The following is a 20,049-nucleotide window of genomic DNA, read 5'->3' as shown; positions in this document are numbered from 1 at the left end:
TCCCCTCGTCGTCCCCGGGTCTTTTACCTTTCCCCGGGGTGCCGGGAGGCCCCTGCCGGCAGGGGCTGTGGGCCAGTCGACCGGTGATCGGGAAGACATCGGGTCCTTACGCTGTTGGTGGTGTCTTGGAAGGTCTTTGAGCAGGCAAGACGGTGTTTTGTCCGCGATTTGCGTTCCTTGAGAACGTTGATACCTTCTATCCGAATCACGCAGCGCACCCCATGCGTTGCCACCGGCCGCCCATGTCGCGGCCGAGGATCGCGGAGCGGATCCCGCACGCGATGCGCGCCAGACGATGCGCGCCCCCTCACCGAGATCAGTCGCTGAGATAAATCCGAACAGTCAGCACCGCGCCCGCGGTGCGAGGCCGAGTCCGTCCGGTCGAATCCGACCGGCACGGAGCCGGGGACCCAGGTTCCAGGGGTGAATCGGCGCGTCCGACGAGTCGCGCCGTAGGGCTACTTCCATGCCCGAATCCGTCAGCTAACCCGGTAGGCGTCATGGAAGACAAGGAGATTCCCTGCATGACCGGTCGTTTCAATCGACTTTCCATGGACCACATCACCGCCGAGGACAAGGCGGTCGGCGCCGCCGTAGGCGCGGTGCTCGCGGGGGCCGTCGGGCTCGCGCTCATCAACCCCCTCGCCGGCGACGCGTCGGCGGAGACCACGGCCCAGGCGGCCGCCAAGAACGGCTCCGTCGCGGCGAGCGTCTCCAACCAGTCGAACCAGTCGAACCAGTCGAGCGGCTCCACCGCCCTCTCGGCCGCCGAGGCGCGCAAGATGGGGTACAAGGTCCCGCCGCGCGACGTGGACCCGTCCGAGGTCATCAAGCTGGCCGAGAAGCAGGTCGGCATCTCGGAGGGCCGGGGCGGCCAGACCAAGTACCACGACTGGTTCGTGTCGACCCCGCACGCCAAGGCCACCGCCAAGCGTGACGGCGGGTTCTCGGTCAAGGCCTACAACGGCGCGCAGTGGTGCAACATGTTCGTGTCGTGGCTCGGCGCCCAGACCGGTGTGAAGAACATGGGCTGGGACGCCTACACGGTCCAGCACGCCTCCTGGTTCAAGAAGACCGGGCGCTGGGGCCAGAAGGCCAAGCCGGGCTCCGTCGTGTTCTTCGACTGGGACCGCGGTTCCAGCATCGGTGCCATCGACCACGTCGGGATCGTCGTCAAGGACAACGGCAACGGCACCGTCAGCACCGTCGAGGGCAACACCAACAACAAGGTGGAGAAGAAGGTCCGCAGCAAGTCCCTGATCGTGGGTTACGGATACCCCGACTACAAGGCCTGATCCACCGCACGGCCACGTCCGTGCTCCACGCGGTTGCGCGTCGATCGGAAGGCGCCCGGCAGTCCTGCCGGGCGCCTTCTGGCGTTCCCGGGCCGGGTGCCCCATCCCTCCGCGGAAGTCGGGTAATGCCAACCATTGACAGCCTTTGATCGCTCTTGGACCTCAGCGCGGCGTTCCTGGAAAGGAATCCGTGCACGCGCGTCCGACCGGCGCCTGGAAGGGAGCGTCCACGAGCGGGAAGGCCGGGGTCGGGCGCCTTCGCCGGAGGTCCGGGGGCTCCCGGAGCCGAAGCCGCGGGGGGATGTCAGTGCGCCCGGATCTGAGTGTGGTCGTGATCGCCTACAACGACGCGCGGAGGCTGCCGCGCGCGGTCGCGTCGGCGCTGGGGCAGTCGCTGGGCGGTGTCGAGACGGTCATCGTCGACGACGCGAGCACCGACGGCACGGCGGAGGTCGCCGACCGGATCGCCGCCGCGCACCCCGGTCGCGTCCGGGCGGTGCACCTGCCGTCCAACTCCGGCGGCTGCGGCCGGCCGCGCAACGCGGGCGTCGAGGCGTCCACCGGCCGGTACGTGATGTTCCTCGACAGCGACGACCTGCTGGACCGGCACGCCTGCCTGAACCTGCTCGGCGCCGCCGAGGACACCGGCGCCGACCTGGTGTCCGGGCGGTGCGACCGGATCTTCCTGGACCTGCCGGAGGGGGCGCGGGAACGCGTCCGGCCCTGGTATCCGTGGCTTTACCGGCGCAGAGCCGTGTTCGGGTCGCTGGAGGAGAACCCCCGCCTCCTCTACGACACCCTGTCGACCAACAAGGCGTACCGCAGGTCCTTCCTGGAGGAGCACGGTCTCCGGTTCGTCGAGGACCTGCACTACGAGGACCTGCTGTTCACCGCCGAGGCCTACCTGGCGGCGCGCGGGACGGCGCTGATCCCGCACCGCGTCTACAACTGGCTGGTCAGTGAGCGGACGCCGGCGCCCTCCATCTCCAACAGGCGCGCGGACCTGGCGAACTTCGCCGACCGCCTGGAGATCCACCGGCGCATCGACATGCTGTTCGCGCTGCGCGGCGCCCACGAGCTGGGACGGGCCAAGGACGTCAAGTTCATCAACCACGACCTGGTGCTCTACATGCGGGAGATGCGCGGCCGCGACCTCGGCTACCAGGAGCGCTTCCTGGAGCTCGCGGCCGCCTACCTGGCGGAGCTCGATCCCCGCGTGTTCGAGGAGGCCAACACGCTGCCCGCCATCGCCGCGTACCTGGTGCGCGAGGGGGACCACGCCGGGGCGCTAGCGGCCGCGGAGTACGCCCCCGGGAAGCGGCCCGAGCTGCGCGCGCGGCTCGTGGAGCGGGACGGGCGCGTCTTCTGGGGCGCGGGCCGGCCCCGCGGCGCCCTCGGCCGCCGCGTCCTGGACGTCACGGACTTCGGCTTCCATCTGCGCCCCCTGAAGGATCTTCGGCCGGCCAACACGGTGACCGAGCTGGAGATGCGGGGAGGCCGCGTCCGCATGGCCGGGCACGTGCTGAACCCGCTGGGCCGGATCGGCCCGGCCGGACTGTCCGGCACGCTGGAGTTCTGCGACCGGCGGCGGAGATCCCGGAGGGCGCGGATCCGGGCGAGGCTGCGGCACGAGGGCGACCGGATCGGCTGGGAGGCCGAGTTCGACCCCGTCGCGGCGATCCGGCCGACCGGGCTCATCGACCCGGTCTGGGACGTCCGGCTCCGCCTCAAGGTGGACGGCGAGGACGTGGTCACCCGGCTGGGCGAAGGCCGAGGGTCGCCCAAGCTGGACGGGGTCGTGGTGCCCGTCCGGCCCCGGCTGACGCGGCTCGCCGGGGGCCGGCTCCGCTCGTACGTCACGGGCGGCGGACACCTGGCGTTCGCGCTGGAGGCGGAGAGCCCGTGGGTGCGGCTGGCCGCCGCGGCCGCGCGCCGCGTCCCGGTGGTCCGGGCCGGCCGGCGGGCCTGGCGGCGTCTGCGGCGGCTGGACAGGAGCGCCCGCCGGACGCTGACCTCGCGCAAGACCAAGGTCGCGGTGTTCAACCGGGTGCTGAGCCGGCTGCCGGTCCGGACGGGCATGGCGGTGTTCGAGAGCCAACTCGGCAAGCAGTACTCGGACAACCCGAAGTACGTCTACCGGGAGCTGCGCCGCTCGGGCCTCCCGGTCAGGGCCGTGTGGTCGTACGCGTCGTCCCCCGATGGATTCCCGCGCGACGCCGAGCTCGTCAAGCGCGGGTCCTGGGCCTACTACCTGGCGCTCGCGCGGGCCGAGTTCTGGATCGACAACCAGGGCTATCCGGACGGTCTCCGCAAGCGGCCGGAGACCACCTACATCCAGACCTGGCACGGGTCGGCGTTCAAGCTGATGGGCCTCGACCAGCCACGGCTCAAGGGCGGTGCCGCCGCGGAGCGGGAGCGGCTGCGGCGGATGGTCGATCGCTACGACTGCTTCCTCGTCCGGTCCGGGCACGACGAGGAGACGTTGTGCGGGGGCCTCGGCGTCCGCGCGGAGCTCCTGCCGGTCGGCTACCCGCGCAACGATCCCCTGGTCAACGGCGTGGAGGAAGATTCCGAGCTGGCCGCCGAGGTCGCCGCCCTCCGGGACTCGCTCGGGCTGGCCGACGCCCGCCGCGCCGTCCTGTACGCGCCGACGTTCATGACGGGCCCGAAGGGCCGCCCGGTCCGGCTGCTGAAGCCGCCCCTCGACCCCGAGGTGTTCGCGCGGGAACTGGGGGACGAGTTCGTCCTGCTCGTCCGCCCCCACTACCTGTGCCAGGCCAGCCTCCCGCCCGGCTCGCACACGGTGATGCGGGACGTGGGAAGCGTGCCCGACGTCACCCCGCTGCTGCTGCTCGCCGACGCGCTGATCACCGACCACTCCTCGATCATGTTCGACTTCGCGCTCCTGGACCGCCCGATCGTGCTGCACCTGCCGGACGGCCGGGACCGCGTCACCGGCTACTTCGACCTGGAGCGGCACGCCCCGGGGCCGATCACCCGCACCGGGGCCGAGCTCGTCGCGGCGCTCGCCGGGCTGGACCGGGCGGCGGCCGTCCACGCCGCCCGGCGCCGCGCCTTCGCGGCGCGCTTCGGCGAGCACGACCGGGGCACCGCCGCCCGGGCGGTCGTGGACCGCTACTTCCGGGCCGCAGAACCGCAACGCCACAGGGGGAAGAGGAATGGCCGCACCGCGTGACGTCTTCATCGTGTGCAACAACGTCGACGAGATGGGCGGCCTGCAGCGCTGGGCGCACCACATGGCGCGGCTGCTGGCCGGGCGCGGCGACCGCGTCACCCTCGTCGCGATCACGAGCGGGCCGGAGCGCCACCACCACGGCAGGGACGGCTCGTACGCCGTCGAGGTGCTGCACAGGGAGTGGCGGTCGCCCGCGATGGCGTGGCGCCCCCGGCGGCGCCGCGAGCGCCTGAACCTGCTCGCGCACGGCCGGGATCTGCGGCGGACGGCGGCGCAGCGGCGAGGCGCCGCCCGGCTGTCGGAGCTGTTCGCCGCCGCGCGGCCGGGATCGGTCGTCATCGCGGCGCAGGTGTGGGCGATGGAGTGGGTGCGGCGAGCCGACACGGCGGGGCTGCGCGTGGTGGGCATGAGCCACGAGTCGTTCTGGGCCACCCGCAAGTCGTCCCGGTACCGGCGGGTCAAGGAGAACTACGCCGGTGTGGACCGCTTCCTGGTGCTCACCGAGGAGGACGCCGACGCCTGGGCCAGGGACGGGATGACGAACGTGGACTACATCCCGAACGCGCTGCACATCGTCCCTAGCGTCCACCCCACGCTCGACCTCCCGGTCGTGGCCTGCGTGGGCCGCCTCTCATACGAGAAGGGCGTGGACCTGATGCTGGAGGTGTGGGAGCGGCTCGCCCCCCGCCACCCGCGCTGGCGGCTGCACATCTATGGCGGCGGGCCGGACGAGGAGGCCCTGCGCGAGCGGGTGCGGACGGCCGGGCTGTCGGGCTCGGTGGAGTTCCGCGGCGTGGTCGACGACGTGGAGGAGGCCCTCGTGGAGGCGTCGGTCTTCGCGCTGCCGTCGCGGGCCGAAGGTTTCCCGATGTCGGTGCTGGAGGCCATGGCGTACGGGCTGCCGACGGTCGCCTTCGACTGCGCGCCGGGCGTCCGGGCCCTGCTCGGGGACGAGCGGGGCGGCGTGCTCGTCAACGCGGGCGACACCGCCGCGTTCGCGCGGGAGCTGGAGCGCCTCATCGAGGACCCGGCGCTGCGCCGCGCACTCGGTGCGGAGGCCCGCGCGTCGGGCGCTCGCTTCGATCCGAGTGCGGTCCTCGCCAGATGGGACCGGCTCTTCGATCTCCTCCACCGCGATCTGCCGTCCGTCCCAGTGGAGCGGGCCGTGGGCAGGCGGCCCGTGCGGGCGCCGTCGCACGCCTCCGGACCGGTGGCGGAGCGCGCGGCCGCGCCCGCGCTGGGGGGCGATTCTTTCTAACAACTGTTTGGTAGAGTGCGCGGCGTGACAGAGAACGACTCCCCGGCGGACCGGGCGTTCCGCGCCGAGGTCCGCGACTGGCTCGAGGCCAACCTGTCGGGAGAGTTCGCCCACGCCCGCGGGCTCGGCGGCCCCGGCCGCGAGCACGAGGCGTTCGAGGAGCGGCTCGCCTGGGAGCGGCACATGGCCGCCGCCGGCTGGACGTGCGTGGGCTGGCCCGAGGAGTACGGCGGGCGCGGCGCCACCGTCGAGCAGCAGGTCATCTTCCACGAGGAGTACGCGCTCGCGGACGGCCCCGCCCGGGTCAACCACATCGGCGAGAACCTCCTCGGCCCCACGATCATCGCGTTCGGCACCGACGAGCAGCGCGCCCGCTTCCTCCCGCCGATCGTCGCGGTCGAGGAGCTCTGGTGCCAGGGGTACTCCGAGCCGGGCGCCGGCTCCGACCTCGCCAACGTGCAGACCCGCGCGGAACTGCGCGGCGGCCACTGGGCGGTCGACGGCCAGAAGGTCTGGACGTCGCTGGCCCTCGAATCGGACTGGTGCTTCGTCGTCTGCCGCACCGAGCCCGGGTCGGCCCGGCACCGCGGGCTGTCCTACCTGCTCGTCCCGATGAAGCAGGACGGCGTCGACATCCGCCCGATCGTCCAGCTCACCGGGACCTCCGAGTTCAACGAGGTCTTCTTCGACGGCGCCCGCACCGACGCCGGGAACATCGTGGGCGCGCCCGGCGACGGCTGGAAGATCGCGATGGCGACGCTCGGGTTCGAGCGGGGCGTCGCGACGCTCGGCCAGCAGGTCGGGTTCCGCCGCGAGTTCGAGGGCGTCGCCGAACTCGCCCGCCGCACCGGCGCCATCGACGACCCGCTGCTGCGCGACCGGCTGACCAGGTCGTACATGGGCCTGGAGATCATGCGCCTGAACGCGGTGCGGACGATGGCGGGCATCGCCGCCGGGGCGCCCGGGCCCGAGTCGTCCATCTCCAAGCTCGTCTGGAGCACCTGGCACCGGGAACTGGGGGAGCTGGCGATGGACGTCCTCGGCGCCGCCGGCCTCGTCGCCGACGGCGCGCCCTACGACCTGAACGACTGGCAGCGGCTGTTCCTGTTCTCCCGCTCCGACACGATCTACGCCGGGTCGAACGAGATCCAGCGCAACATCATCGCCGAGCGCGTCCTCGGCCTGCCCCGTGAACCGGCCGCGAGCAGAGAGGCACGCCGATGACGCCCCCCTACGTACCCGGGCACGGCCTCCTCGACGGCCGCGCCGTCGTGATCACCGCGGCGGCGGGCGCCGGGATCGGCGGCGCGACCGCGCGCCGCTGCCTGGAGGAGGGCGCCCGCGTCCTGATCTCCGACGCGCACGAGCGGCGGCTCGCCGCGTCCGCGCAGGAGCTGGAGAAGGAGTTCGGCGCGGGCCGGGTCGCGGCCCTGCCCTGCGACGTGACGTCGGAGGAGCAGGTCCAGGCCCTCTACGACCTCGCCGTGGAGCGCTTCGGCCGCATCGACGTCGCGGTCAACAACGCCGGCCTCGGCGGGACGGCCGAGCTGGTCGACATGGCCGACGAGCAGTGGAGCCGCGTCCTCGACATCACGCTCAACGGCACCATGCGCTGCACCCGCGCCGCCCTGCGGATCATGCGGGACCAGGGCTCCGGCGTCGTCGTCAACAACGCGTCGGTGATCGGCTGGCGGGCGCAGAAGGGGCAGTCCCACTACGCCGCCGCCAAGGCCGGGGTCATGGCCCTCACCCGCTGCTCCGCGCTGGAGGCCGCCGAGTTCGGCGTCCGGGTCAACGCCGTCTCCCCGTCGCTCGCCATGCACCCGCACCTGGTGAAGGTGACCTCGGAGGAACTGCTGGACGAACTGACCCGCCGCGAGGCCTTCGGCCGCTACGCGGAACCATGGGAGGTGGCCAACGTTATCGTCTTCCTGGCCAGCGACTACTCCTCGTACATGACGGGCGAGGTCGTCTCCGTCTCATCCCAGCACGCATAGGAACACGCATGAGTCCACGACGGCGCGACGCCGAGGGCACCGCCGCCGCCCGCGCGGAACGGCGGGCCGAGCTGCTCGCCACCGCCGCCGAGGTGTTCGCCTCCCAGGGCTACTCCGCCACCACCGTCCGGAAGGTGGCCGACGCCGCGGGCATCCTCGGCGGCAGCCTCTACTACCACTTCGACTCCAAGGAGGCGATGGCCGACGAGATCCTGTCGACCTTCCTGGACGAGATGTGGGCCGCCTACGAGCGCGTCCTGGCGGCGGGGCTCAGCGCACGCGACACCCTGGAGGGCATCGTCGCCGAGTCGTTCCGCTCGATAGACCGGCACCGGCCCGCCGTCGTCATCTACCAGAACGAGTCCAAGCACCTCGCGACGAGCGAGCGGTTCCAGTACCTGAACGAGTCGCGCCGCCGGTTCCAGGAGATGTGGCTCTCCCTGCTGGAGCAGGGCGTGCGGGAGGGCGCGTTCCGCGCCGACCTCGACCCGGGCCTCGTCTACCGGTTCATCCGCGACACAGTCTGGGTCGCCGCCAACTGGTACCAGCCGGGCGGGCGGCTGTCCGCCGACGACATCGCCAAGCAGTACCTCGCCATGTTCCTCGAAGGCATCCAGGCGAGCCCACCCACGAGCCAGGAACCACGCACGAGCTAGCCCCACGAAGGAGACCCCCCCATGGCCGAGGCATACATCGTCGACGCGGTCCGCGCTCCGGTCGGGCGGCGCGGCGGCGGCCTGTCCGGCGCGCACCCCGCCGACCTCGGCGCGCACGTGCTGTCCGCGCTGATGGACCGCACGAAGGCCGACCCCGCCGCGGTCGAGGACGTCGTGTTCGGCTGCGTCGACACCGTCGGACCCCAGGCCGGCGACATCGCCCGCACCTGCTGGCTCGCCGCCGGACTGCCCGAGGAGGTCCCCGGCGTCACCGTCGACCGGCAGTGCGGCTCGTCGCAGCAGGCCGTCCACTTCGCCGCGCAGGCCGTCCTCTCCGGGACGTCCGACCTGGTCGTCGCGGGCGGCGTGCAGAACATGTCGCAGATCCCCATCGCGTACGCGATGACCGCCGCCGAGCCGCTCGGCTTCACCCAGGGCCCCTTCGCCGGGTCCAAGGGCTGGGCCAGCCGCTACGGCGACCGCGAGGTCTCGCAGTTCAACGGCGCCGAGATGATCGCCCGCGACTGGGACCTCTCCCGCGAGGAGATGGAGCGGTTCGCCTACGAGTCGCACCAGCGCGCCATCCGCGCCATCGACGAAGGACGGTTCGAGCGCGAGATCGTCCCCTACGAGGGCGTCACCACCGACGAGGGACCGCGCCGCGACACCACCCTGGAGAAGATGGCCGGCCTGAAGACCCTCGTGGACGGCGGACGGCTCACCGCCGCCGTCTCCTCCCAGATCTCCGACGGCGCCGCCGCGCTGCTCATCGCCTCCGAACAGGCCGTCAAGGACCACGGGCTCACCCCCCGCGCCCGCATCCACCACATCTCCGCCCGCGGCGAGGACCCGATCCGGATGCTGTCCGCCCCGATCCCCGCCACCGCGCACGCCCTCAAGAAGACCGGCATGACGATCGGCGACATCGACGCCGTCGAGATCAACGAGGCGTTCGCGCCGGTCGTCCTCGCCTGGCTGAAGGAGACCGGCGCCGACCCGGCCACGACCAACCCCAACGGCGGCGCCATCGCCCTCGGCCACCCCCTCGGCGCCACCGGCGCCCGCCTCATGACGACCCTCCTCCACGAACTGGAGCGCACCGGCGGCCGCTACGGCCTCCAGACCATGTGCGAAGGCGGCGGCCAGGCCAACGTCACCGTCATCGAACGCCTCTGACCCCCGACAGACCCGGAGTCCGCCCGTGGACGTGTTCGAACCGGCCCGGCTAGGGCCGCTCACCTTGCGCAACCGCGTGATCAAGGCTGCGACCTTCGAGGGGATGACGCCCGACGCGGTGGTCAGCGACGACCTGATCGAGTACCACCGGCGGCCCGCGGCCGGGGGAGTGGGCATGACGACCGTCGCGTACTGCGCGGTCGCCCCCGAGGGGCGCACGGAGGGCGGGCAGATCTGGATGCGGCCCGAGGCAGTGCCGGGCCTGCGGCGGCTCACCGACGCCGTCCACGCCGAGGGCGCCGCCGCGTCGGCGCAGATCGGGCACGCCGGACCCGTCGCGGACGCCAGCTCGACCCGGCTCCCCGCGATCTCCGCCGGGCGGTTCTTCAACCCGCTCGGCATGCGGTTCACCAAGGTGGCCACGGCCGAGGACGTCGACCGCATCACCCGGGCGCACGCCGAGGCCGCCCGCCTGGCGATCGAGGCCGGCTTCGACGCGGTCGAGATCCACTTCGGGCACAACTACCTCGCCAGCTCGTTCCTCAGCCCCCGGCTCAACAGGCGCAAGGACGCCTACGGCGGGCCGATCGAGAATCGCGCGAAGGTCCCGCTCGGCATCGCCCGCGCCGTCCGGGACGAGGTCGGCGACCGCATCGCGATCACCGCGAAGCTCAACATGCGCGACGGCGTCCGCGGCGGCCTGGAGATCGACGACAGCCTGTACGTGGCGCGCCGCCTCCAGGAGGACGGCACCGTCGACGCGCTGACGCTGACCGCGGGCAGCTCGCTGCTCAACCCGATGTACCTGTTCCGCGGCGAGATGCCCATCCCCGAGTTCGCCGCCAGCTACAAGCTGCCGATGCGGATCGGCATGCGGATGTTCGGCAAGAGGTTCCTGCGCGTCTACCCCTACCAGGACACCTACCTGCTCGAACACGCGCGCAGGTTCCGCGCCGAACTGGACCTGCCGCTCGTCCTGCTCGGGGGGATCACCGACCGCGCGACCATGGACAAGGCCATGGCCGAGGGGTTCCAGTTCGTCGCCATGGCCCGCGCGCTCCTCCGCGAACCCGACCTGGTGAACCGCATCGCGGCGGACCCCTCCACTCCGTCCCTGTGCATCCACTGCAACCGCTGCGTCCCCACGATTTACAAGGGCACCCACTGCCCCGTCATCCCGGCCTGACGGCCAGATCAGGCCGGGAATTCGGCATTGAAGGCGGCATAACAGGACGCGGCCGACGATGATCGTCGCTTTCTCCTTTCCCGGGCCGCGGTTACCCTCCCCCTGTGCACCAGATCGCAGAATCCGGGCAATTTTCGGGGGCGGGGACGGTGATCATGGCAAATGCCGACATTGTCGGCGGATCGGGGCCGCGGCTAGCCTCGGGAGCATGCCCGGACCCGTGCAGTCGATCGAGCGGGCCGCCGCGATCCTGCGCCTGCTCGCCGCCGGTTCGGGCCGGCTCGGCGCCGGGGAGGTCGCCAGGTCGCTCGGGCTCGCCCGCGGCACCGCGCACGGTCTCCTGCGCACCCTGGAGCGCGTCGGCTTCGTCGAGCAGGACGGCGGCTCCGGCAAGTACCGGCTCGGCGCCGCGCTGCTGCACCTCGGCGCCGGGTACCTGGACGTCAACGAGCTGCGGTCGCGCGCCATCAACTGGGCCGACGCCCTCGCGTCCCGCAGCGGCGAGGCCGTCCGCATCGGGACCTTCCTCGACGGCAAGGTCCTCGTCGTCCACCACGTGTTCCGCCCCGACGACACGCCCCAGGCCATGGACGTCGGCTCACTGCTCCCGCTGCACGCCACCGCGCTCGGCAAGGCGCTCATCGCCCACGACGCCAACGCGGCGGCGTCCGTCCGCGACACCGTCCTGGAGCCGTACTGCCGCGGCACGATCACCGACCCGAAGGAGCTCGCACGGGTCGCGGCCCGCGTCCGGGAGAACGGGTGGGCCGCCGAGGCCGGGGAGCTGTCGGTCGGCGAGGCCGGCGTCGCGGCGCCGATCCGCGGGCACGGGGGCCTGGTCGTCGGCGCGATCGGGATCTCCGGCCCGGTCGAGCGGATCTGCGACACCCGCCGCGTCCCGGAGCCGAGGCTCGTGGCGTTCGTGTGCGACGCCGCCCGGGCGGTCTCCCGGGACCTCGGCGGCGCGCGCCGCTGACGCCCGGCCGGCGGCCCCCGGCGCCGCCCGCCGCGGGGGAGGAGGCCGGCCGTGGCCGAGCGCTTCGTGATGTCGATCGACCAGGGCACGACCTCGACCCGGTGCATCCTGTTCGACCACGGCGGCCGGCTGGTGGCGGTCGCGCAGCGCGAGCACCGGCAGCACTTCCCGCGGCCCGGCTGGGTCGAGCACGACCCCATGGAGATCTGGCGCAACCTGGAGCGCGTCGCGCCCGAGGCGCTCGCGCAGGCCGGGGCGTCCGCGGACCAGATCGCGGCCGTCGGGATCGCCAACCAGCGCGAGACGACCGTCCTGTGGGACCGGATGACCGGCGACCCGATCGGCCGCGCCATCGTCTGGCAGGACATGCGGACCGGCGCGCTGGTGGACGAGCTGGCCCGCGCCCCCGGCGCCGCGGCGGTCACCGAGCGCAGCGGGCTGCCGCTGGCCACCTACTTCTCGGCGCCGCGCGTCCGCTGGATGCTCGACCACACGCCCGGTCTGCGGGAGCGGGCGGAGCGCGGCGAGGTGCTGTTCGGCACGATGGAGAGCTGGCTGATCTGGAACCTCAGCGGCGGCGCCGACGGCGGCGTCCACGTCACCGACGTGACCAACGCCAGCCGCACGCTGCTGATGAACCTGCGCACGCTGTCCTGGGACGACGGGCTGCTCGACTTCTTCGGCGTCCCGAAGGCGATGCTCCCGGAGATCAGGTCGTCCACCGAGACCTACGGCACGGCCCGCCGCGTGTTCCCCGGCGTCCGCGTCGGCGCGGCCCTGGGCGACCAGCAGGCCGCGCTGTTCGGGCAGACGTGCTTCTCCCCGGGCGAGACCAAGTGCACCTACGGGACGGGCGCGTTCCTGCTGATGAACACCGGGACCGCGCCGGTGCGGTCGGACAACGGGCTGCTCACCACCGTCGGTTACAAGATCGGCGACGAGCCCGCCGTGTACGCCCTGGAGGGCTCGATCGCCATCACCGGCGCGCTGGTGCAGTGGTTCCGGGACGGGCTCGGGCTGATCACCACCGCGCCGGAGATCGAGACGCTCGCCCGGTCGGTCGACGACAACGGCGGCTGCTACATCGTCCCCGCGTTCTCGGGGCTGTTCGCCCCGCACTGGCGCAGCGAGGCCCGCGGCATCATCGTCGGCCTGACCTCCTACATCACCAAGGGGCACCTGGCGCGGGCCGTGCTGGAGGCGACCGGCTGGCAGACGCGCGAGGTCGTGGACGCCATGAACGCCGACTCCGGGCTGGCGCTGAAGGAGCTGAAGGCCGACGGCGGCATGACGTCCGACAACCTCGTCATGCAGATGGTCGCCGACGTGCTGAACGTGCCGGTCGCCCGCCCGATGGTCGTCGAGACGGTGTCGCTCGGCGCCGCCTACGCCGCCGGGCTCGCCGTCGGCTACTGGGCCGGGCTAGAAGGGCTGCGCCGCAACTGGCACCGCGCGGCCCGGTGGGTCCCGGCCATGGAGCCGGGCCGCCGCGACGCCGAGTACGAGAACTGGAAGCGCGCCGTGGAGCGCACCTTCGGCTGGATCCGCGCCGGCGAGGACCCCGCCGCCCTGCCGTGATCGGACCCCGCCGGGCAGGAACGCCGGGGGCGCTAGATCCTGTTCCGGTCGATGAGCTGCTTGACGATCACGTTGCGCTGGATCTCGTTGGTCCCCTCACCCACGATCATGAGCGGGGCGTCGCGGAAGTAGCGCTCGATGTCGAACTCGGTGGAGTAGCCGGCGGCGCCGTGGATGCGGACCGCGTTCAGCGCGATCTGCATGGCCGCCTCGGACGCGTAGAGCTTGGCCATGCCCGCCTCCATGTCGCAGCGCACGCCCGTGTCGAGGCGCGCGGCGGCGTCGAGGGTGAGCAGCCGCGCGGCGCGCAGCTGGGTGGCCATGTCGGCGAGGTAGTTGCCGATGGACTGGTGCTGCCAGATCGGCTTGCCGAACGCCTCGCGCTCCTGGGCGTAGCGCAGGGAGTCATCCAGGGCGGCGCGTCCGACGCCCAGCGCGCGTGCGGCCACCTGGATCCGGCCCACCTCCAGGCCGCGCATCATCTGCGCGAACCCGCGCCCCTCCTCGCCGCCGAGCACCGCGCCGAGCGGCGCCTCGTAGCCGTCGAACGACAGCTCGCAGCTCTCCACGCCCTTGTAGCCGAGCTTGGGCAGGTCGCGGGAGACGGCCAGCCCGGGGCCCTTCTCGGCCAGCAGGATGCTGATGCCGCGGTGCCGCGGCGACGCGTCCGGGTCGGTCTTGCACATCAGCGCGATCAGGCCCGACATCCGCGCGTTGGTGATCCACATCTTGGCGCCGTCGACGACGTACCGGTCGCCGCGGCGCCGCGCGGTCGTGGTCATCGCCTGCAGGTCCGAGCCGCCGGACGGCTCGGTCAGCGCCATCGTGGCGCGCAGCTCGCCGGTCGCCATCCGGGGCAGGTAGCGGGCCTTCTGCTCCTCGGTGCCGAATACGGCGAGCAGGTGCGAGACGACCGTGTGCCCGCCGAACGCCCCGGCGAGGGTCATCCAGCCGCGTGCCAGCTCCTCGGTGACCAGCGCGTAGCACACCTTGGACACCCCGACGTCGCCGTACGGCTCGGGCACGGCGAGCCCGTACACGCCGAGCTCCTTCATGCGGTCGATGAGGTTGGCGGGGTAGGTTCCCGCGTGCTCCAGCTCCCGGGCGACCGGGCGGACCTCCTTGTCGACGAAGTCCGCGACCACCTCCACGATGGCGCGCTCCTCGTCGCTTAGCGTGAACACTGCTGCCGGTCTCCTCCCGCACGTGCCCGTCCCGGGCATTTCATATATTTGATTTGCGCGCCCGGGATGTCAACATGATGTGACGACACAGGTGCGGGGGAGACGATGACAGTGGCACCCTCCGGCGGGCGGGCCCTCGGCCGGCGCCGCCAGCTGAGCGACGAGGTCGCCGCCTACGTGCGCGAGCTCATCATGTCGGGCCAGGTCGGGCACGGGGAGTTCCTGCGCCTCGAACGGATCGCCGACGACCTCGGGATCAGCGTCACGCCCGTCCGGGAGGCCCTGCTGTCGCTGCGCGGCGAGGGGTTCGTCACGCTGGAGCCGCGGCGGGGCTTCATGCCCGCCCCGCTGACCCGGCAGGACGTCCAGGACCTGTTCGAGGCGCAGGCGTACTTCGCCGGCGAACTCGCCGCCCGCGCCGCCGAGAAGATCACCGAGGCGGAGCTGGAGTCGCTCGCCCGGACGCAGGCGCTGCTGGAGCGGGCGTCCGAGACCAGGGACTCCGACGCCATCGAGGCGGCGAACCACCAGTTCCACCGGGTGGTCAACCTGTGCGCGGACTCGCCCAAGACGGCCTGGCTGCTGCGGCTCGTGGTTCGGTACGCGCCGCGCCGCTTCTACTCCAGCATCCAGGGCTGGCCCCAGGCCTCGGTGGACGACCACCACCTCGTCCTGGCCGCGCTGCGGGCCGGGGACGCCGGTGCCGCACGGCACGCGATGCGCGCCCACATCCGGCACGCGGGCACGCTGCTGGTCGTCCACCTGGAGGGCCAGGGCTTCTGGGAGGACGGGCGCGAATAGGACGGGCGCGAATAGGGGCGGACCCGCTCTTCCGGCCGCCCGCAGCGCCCAATATCGTATAAAAAATTGAATTCGGCCGGGAGGAATGCGCACGTGAGCAGGCTGCAGCAGACGCACGGGCTGTCGGACGAGCAACGGGAGATCATCGCGACCGTCCGCGCGTTCACCGAGAAGGAGATCATCCCGGTCGCCGCCGAGCTGGAGCGCGCCGACGAGTACCCGCAGGCGATCGTGGACGGCATGACGGGCCTCGGCCTGTTCGGCCTCATGATCGACGAGGAGCACGGCGGCCTCGGCGAGTCGCTGCTGACCTACGCGCTGGTGGTCGAGGAACTGGCCCGCGGCTGGATGAGCGTGTCCGGCATCATCAACACCCACTTCATCGTCGCCTGGATGATCGCCCAGCACGGGACCCCGGAGCAGAAGGCGCACTACCTGCCGAAGATGGCGGCCGGGGAGATCCGCGGCGCGTTCTCGATGTCGGAGCCCGGCTGCGGCTCCGACGTCTCGGCCATCACCACCCGCGCCGTCCCGGACGGCGACCACCACGTCATCGACGGCCAGAAGATGTGGCTGACGAACGGCGCGTCCGCCAACCTCGTCGCCACCCTCGTCAAGACCGACCCGGACGCCGGCCACCGCGGCATGACGACCTTCCTCGTGGACAAGACCCCCGGTTTCGGCGAGGTCGCGCCCGGCCTCACCGTCCCGGGCAAGATCGGGAAGCTGGGCTACAAGGGCGTCGACACGACCGAGCTGCTCTTCGACGGCTTCCGGATCCCGTCCGCGCAGATCCTCGGCGGGACGCCCGGCCGCGGTTTCTACCACATGATGGACGGCGTCGAGGTCGGCCGCGTGAACGTCGCCGCGCGGGCCTGCGGCGTCGCGCGGCGCGCCTACGAGCTGGCCGTCGGGTACGCGCGGCAGCGCGAGACGTTCGGCAGGCCGATCGCCGAGCACCAGGCGGTGCTGTTCCGCATCGCGGAGATGGGCACGAAGGTCGAGGCGGCGCACCAGATGACGGTGATGGCGGCGCGCCGCAAGGACGCCGGCGAGCGCAACGACCTGGAGGCGGGCATGGCCAAGTACCTCGCCTGCGAGTACTGCAAGGAGGTCGTGGAGGACGCGTTCCGCATCCACGGCGGCTACGCCTACTCCACCGAGTACGAGATCGAGCGCCTCTACCGCGAGGCGCCGATGCTGCTGATCGGCGAGGGCACCGCCGACATCCAGAAGATGATCATCGGTCGGCGGCTGCTGGAGGACGGGAGCTGACCAGCGCGGCCTGCTGGGCGGCGATCGCCTCCGCTGCCTGCCGCACGATGGAGCCGATCAGCTCACCGCAGGTCGGCAGGTCGTCGATGACGCCGACGACCTGGCCGGACGCCATCACGCCGAGGTCGGGGCGGCCGTCCACCATGGCGGCCTTCAGCAGCATCGGCGTGTTGGCGGCCATGAGGACCTGCGACCACGACAGGTCCTTGCCGTGCTTCATCGCCCTGCCGTCGGCGATCATCTCCCGCCACGACATGCCGGACAGCTTCTTGAACCGGGCGCCGTTGCGCAGCGCCCGGACGAGCCCGCCGATCCGGCCGGAGCCCTCCAGGGTGTCGACCAGCTCGCTGCGCAGCACCCGGTGCGGCATGCCGTCCACCTGGCGGGTCACCACGGTCTCGCCGGTCCGGAGGTACACCTGCTTGACCGCGTCCGGGACCGAGCTGTCGGACGTCAGCAGGAACCGGGTGCCCATCGCGACGCCCGCCGCGCCATAGGCGAGCGCCGCGGCGAGGCCGCGCCCGTCGAAGAAGCCGCCGGCGGCGATCACCGGGATGTCCACCGCGTCCACGACCTGCGGCAGCAGCAGCGTCGTCGCGACCGGGCCGGTGTGCCCGCCGCCCTCGCCGCCCTGCACGAGGACGGCGTCGGCGCCCCAGCCCGCGACCTTCTCCGCGTGCCGCCGCGCGCCGACCGACGGGATCACCACCAGCCCGGCGTCCTTCAGCTTGGCGATCAGCTCCCGCTTCGGCGCGAGCGCGAACGACGCGACCGTGACGCCCTCCTTGATCAGGAGGTCGATGCGGTCGCCCGCGTCGCCGGCGTCGGCGCGCAGGTTGACGCCGAACGGCGCGTCCGTGCGCTCCTTGACCTCCCGGATCGCGCCGGCGAGCTGGTCGAGCGTCATCGTCGCCGACGCCAGGATCCCGAGGCCGCCCGCGTTCGCGACGGCGGTGACCAGCCGCGGCCCGGCCACCCACCCCATCCCCGTCTGGACGACCGGGTGCCGGACGCCGGTCAGCCGCGTCAGCGCCGTGTCGAGCACCTGCTCGCTCATGCCGGGACTTCCCTCTCCCGCAGGCCCTTGGGATCGAGGACCTCGCGCATGACCCGCAGTTCCTCGTCGTCCGGGAGCCGCGTCTCGGGCACCTCGTCCGGGACGACCAGCTCGAAGCCCGTGGCGGCCACCACGTCCTCGACGCGCACGCCCGGGTGCACCGAGCGGAGCCGCATCCGCCGGTCCGGGGTGCCGAAGTCGAGCACCGCGAGGTTGCTGACCACGGCGCGGATCTCGTGGGCGCCCCGGTCCCAGCCGACCCCGCTGACCATGTCGACCTTCTCGGTGAACACGCGGGTGGAGTGCTTCGGCACCCAGTAGCTCGTCGTGTTCAGCAGCGTGTTGCCGGGGCCGCCGCGCACGCCGAGGAGCTGCCGTGCCGGGCGCTCCCAGTCGCCGATGCACGAGATGTTGGTGTTGCCGTGCGCGTCGATCTGGCTCGGGCCCATCACCACGTGGCGCCGCCCGTTCAGGACGAGCCACAGGTGGTCGCGGAACGGCAGCCAGCCCTCCGCCGTCGCCGCCGGCCTGCCGAGCGGGACGGGCTCGGCGCTCAGCGCGGGGCCGCCGTCGGTGGTCAGCAGATCGGGCTCGAACGTCGCCCGCGCCAGCCGCGATCCCAGCATCGGCACGAACCCCGCGACGGCCGCCGCGACGATCTCGCCGTCGCCGCGGAAGAGGTCGGCGCAGGCGGCCGCGCACACCTCGGCGCGCGTGATCGAGGTCAGGGTGCTCATCGGGACTCCTCCTGCCAGGCCCGGACGGCGTCCTGGTAGGCGGCCTCGTCGCCTGACAGGAAGCGGTCCTGGAACGCGGCCCACTTGTCCGGGTCCGCCGCCGATTGCGCGTAGAGCTTCTGGAACGCCTCGTCGCGCCCGAAGTCGGGCGCGCAGTCGGTGAAGTGCGCCCCGTTCGGCGTCTCCACCACGCCCGCCACGTGCGCCCGGCTGATCAGCAGCGACTGCAGCGGACCCTCCTTGGCGAAGTCGGCGGTGTCGACCAGGCGCTCGCACGACACGTACGTCCGGTCGGCGGCCTTGGCGAACAGGTCGTCCATGTAAGGGTCGGGGCCGAGGTACTGGGCGTTGCCTCGGGAGTCGGCGCGGTTCATGTGGACGAGCGCCACGTCCATGGTCAGGGCCGGGACGGCGACGAGTTCCCGGCCGTCCTCGTACGGCGACCGGACCGTCTTCAGCTCCGGGTTGACCCGCATCACGTCCGAGCCGAGCCCGGCGGGGGTCGGCAGGAACGGGAGCCGGTGCGCCGCCGCGTACAGCCCGAACATGAACATGCCCTCGTCGTACTCGGTCAGCTCGATCGAGCCGGTCTGCCGCGCGTTGCGGAAGTGCGGTTCCAGGGGGACCGAGTCCATGGTCACGAAGGCGGTGACCAGGCGCCGCACCTTGCCCGCCGCGCACAGCAGGCCCACGTCCGGCCCCCCGTAGGAGACCACGGTGAGGTCGGTGACGGGGGTGCGGAGGATCGCCCGGACGAGCGCCATCGGCTTGCGCCGCGAGCCCCAGCCGCCGATCCCGAGGGTCATGCCGCTCTCCAGCGACGCGGCGACCTCCTCGGGGGAGAGCACCTTGGAAGTCGTCCCGCCGTTGCTCATTTCGCCCCCCTGGCGACGAAGGCGTCGCGATGCTCGTCCCCGGCGCCGATGAGGTTCAGCTCGAACGTGAAGCCCTGCTCGTAGCGGTAGCTGCGCTTGACGTCGATCGGATCTATCCCGTTCAGCGACTCCTTGGCGCGCCGGATGACGTACCGGTCCTTCGCGGCGATGCCCGCGGCGACCTCCATGGCCTTGCCGCGCAGCTCGCCGGGCGGGACGACCTCCAGGACCGAGCCGTGGCGGTGCAGCTCGGCGGCCGTGACGTTGCGGCACGTGTAGACCATCGCGCGCATCAGGTGCTGCGGGACGAGCCGCGCCAGATGGGTGGCGGCGCCGAGCGCGCCCCGGTCCACCTCCGGAAGGCCGAAGTAGGCGTCCTCGGAGGCGACCACGATGTCGGCGTTGCCCACGAGGCCGACCCCGCCGCCGAGGCAGAAGCCGTGCACGGCGGCCACCACCGGCACCTCGCAGTCGTAGACGGCGGCGAACGCCGCGTAGCAGCCGCGGTTGGCCCCCACCAGGGCGGCGTGGCCCTCGGTGCTCTGCATCTCCTTGATGTCGACGCCCGCGTTGAAGCCCCGGCCCTCGGCGCGGAGCACGACGGCGCCGACCGCGGGGTCGCGGCCGGCCGCGAGCAGCGCGTCGGCCAGCTCGTACCAGCCGGCGACGGTCAGCGCGTTGACCGGCGGCGCGTCCACGACGATCTCGGCGACCCCGTCAAGGGTCGTGGTGGAGACTCCCATGCGCTACCTTTCCACCAAACATTTGTTAGAACAGAAGGTAGCAGAGGCGCACGGAGGAG

Annotated in this window: 17 protein-coding genes and 1 riboswitch; of the genes, 12 read left to right on the top strand and 5 right to left on the bottom strand. The window is 72.3% G+C overall.

Translation table 11 applies throughout. The features are described 5' to 3' along the window. The first annotated feature begins 369 nt into the window (after positions 1-369). A riboswitch (cyclic di-AMP (ydaO/yuaA leader) is annotated at positions 370-513 on the top strand. 11 nt (positions 514-524) lie between these two features. The 10 genes from IEZ03_RS34755 (at position 525) to glpK (ending at position 13,318) form a co-directional block, all read left to right on the top strand. Further along, entirely contained in the window at positions 525-1,295 is a 771-nt protein-coding gene (locus IEZ03_RS34755) for a CHAP domain-containing protein (protein ID WP_229808767.1), read from the top strand. A 307-nt stretch (positions 1,296-1,602) separates the two neighbouring features. Beyond that, positions 1,603-4,491, top strand: a complete 2,889-nt coding sequence (locus IEZ03_RS34750; protein WP_221480757.1) for a bifunctional glycosyltransferase/CDP-glycerol:glycerophosphate glycerophosphotransferase — start codon at positions 1,603-1,605, stop codon at positions 4,489-4,491. After that, positions 4,475-5,749 (top strand): glycosyltransferase, encoded by a 1,275-nt coding sequence (locus tag IEZ03_RS34745; protein WP_184885367.1) that lies wholly within the window; start codon positions 4,475-4,477, stop codon positions 5,747-5,749. The genes IEZ03_RS34750 and IEZ03_RS34745 overlap by 17 nt, the downstream gene beginning before the upstream one ends. A 24-nt stretch (positions 5,750-5,773) precedes the next feature. Continuing rightward, positions 5,774-6,973 (top strand): acyl-CoA dehydrogenase family protein, encoded by a 1,200-nt coding sequence (locus tag IEZ03_RS34740; RefSeq protein ID WP_132046148.1) that lies wholly within the window; start codon positions 5,774-5,776, stop codon positions 6,971-6,973. Then, a complete protein-coding gene (locus IEZ03_RS34735) occupies positions 6,970-7,746 on the top strand; it encodes an SDR family oxidoreductase (protein ID WP_184885365.1) in 777 nt (258 codons plus the stop codon). Before IEZ03_RS34740 ends, IEZ03_RS34735 begins: the two co-directional genes overlap by 4 nt. A gap of 8 nt (positions 7,747-7,754) precedes the next feature. Further along, entirely contained in the window at positions 7,755-8,402 is a 648-nt protein-coding gene (locus tag IEZ03_RS34730) for a TetR/AcrR family transcriptional regulator (protein ID WP_184885363.1), read from the top strand. 21 nt (positions 8,403-8,423) lie between these two features. Then, complete coding sequence (locus IEZ03_RS34725) at positions 8,424-9,578, top strand: acetyl-CoA C-acetyltransferase (RefSeq protein ID WP_184885361.1); 1,155 nt, start codon at positions 8,424-8,426, stop codon at positions 9,576-9,578. Between the two features lie 25 nt (positions 9,579-9,603). Continuing rightward, positions 9,604-10,764 (top strand): NADH:flavin oxidoreductase, encoded by a 1,161-nt coding sequence (locus tag IEZ03_RS34720; RefSeq protein ID WP_184885359.1) that lies wholly within the window; start codon positions 9,604-9,606, stop codon positions 10,762-10,764. A gap of 208 nt (positions 10,765-10,972) precedes the next feature. Beyond that, the gene (locus IEZ03_RS34715; protein WP_184885357.1) at positions 10,973-11,740 is read left to right on the top strand and encodes an IclR family transcriptional regulator; all 768 of its coding nucleotides are present in this window, start codon (positions 10,973-10,975) and stop codon (positions 11,738-11,740) included. Positions 11,741-11,791: 51 nt separating this feature from the next. Further along, complete coding sequence (gene glpK / locus IEZ03_RS34710) at positions 11,792-13,318, top strand: glycerol kinase GlpK (protein ID WP_184885355.1); 1,527 nt, start codon at positions 11,792-11,794, stop codon at positions 13,316-13,318. 32 nt (positions 13,319-13,350) lie between these two features. On the opposite strand, the gene IEZ03_RS34705 is transcribed toward glpK, so the two are convergent. Continuing rightward, positions 13,351-14,502 carry an acyl-CoA dehydrogenase family protein gene (locus IEZ03_RS34705; protein ID WP_184885352.1) on the bottom strand — a complete coding sequence of 384 codons (1,152 nt, stop codon included), beginning with the start codon at positions 14,500-14,502 and terminating at the stop codon, positions 13,351-13,353. Between the two features lie 105 nt (positions 14,503-14,607). On the opposite strand from IEZ03_RS34705, the gene IEZ03_RS34700 reads away from it, so the two are divergent. Then, positions 14,608-15,303 (top strand): GntR family transcriptional regulator, encoded by a 696-nt coding sequence (locus IEZ03_RS34700; protein WP_184885350.1) that lies wholly within the window; start codon positions 14,608-14,610, stop codon positions 15,301-15,303. A gap of 93 nt (positions 15,304-15,396) precedes the next feature. Beyond that, positions 15,397-16,578, top strand: a complete 1,182-nt coding sequence (locus IEZ03_RS34695; RefSeq protein WP_184885348.1) for an acyl-CoA dehydrogenase family protein — start codon at positions 15,397-15,399, stop codon at positions 16,576-16,578. Here IEZ03_RS34695 and IEZ03_RS34690 read toward each other — a convergent pair. Genes IEZ03_RS34690 through IEZ03_RS34675 form a run of 4 tightly spaced genes read right to left on the bottom strand, consistent with a single transcriptional unit; the run spans position 16,544 to position 19,990 of the window. Then, positions 16,544-17,635 (bottom strand): NAD(P)H-dependent flavin oxidoreductase, encoded by a 1,092-nt coding sequence (locus IEZ03_RS34690; protein WP_184885346.1) that lies wholly within the window; start codon positions 17,633-17,635, stop codon positions 16,544-16,546. The genes IEZ03_RS34695 and IEZ03_RS34690 overlap by 35 nt on opposite strands. Then, on the bottom strand, positions 17,632-18,372 hold the full coding sequence (locus IEZ03_RS34685) for a CoA-transferase subunit beta (RefSeq protein ID WP_184885338.1): 741 nt from the start codon (positions 18,370-18,372) through the stop codon (positions 17,632-17,634). Before IEZ03_RS34685 ends, IEZ03_RS34690 begins: the two co-directional genes overlap by 4 nt. Continuing rightward, entirely contained in the window at positions 18,369-19,247 is an 879-nt protein-coding gene (locus IEZ03_RS34680; protein WP_184885337.1) for a CoA transferase subunit A, read from the bottom strand. The genes IEZ03_RS34685 and IEZ03_RS34680 overlap by 4 nt, the downstream gene beginning before the upstream one ends. Then, on the bottom strand, positions 19,244-19,990 hold the full coding sequence (locus IEZ03_RS34675) for an enoyl-CoA hydratase family protein (RefSeq protein WP_184885335.1): 747 nt from the start codon (positions 19,988-19,990) through the stop codon (positions 19,244-19,246). The genes IEZ03_RS34680 and IEZ03_RS34675 overlap by 4 nt, the downstream gene beginning before the upstream one ends. Positions 19,991-20,049 lie beyond the last annotated feature (59 nt).

This window comes from Actinomadura livida (assembly GCF_014648675.1).
Taxonomy (GTDB): domain Bacteria; phylum Actinomycetota; class Actinomycetes; order Streptosporangiales; family Streptosporangiaceae; genus Spirillospora; species Spirillospora livida.
Note: the sequence above shows the minus strand (reverse complement) of the source record. Positions and strands in the feature narration are given on the sequence as shown.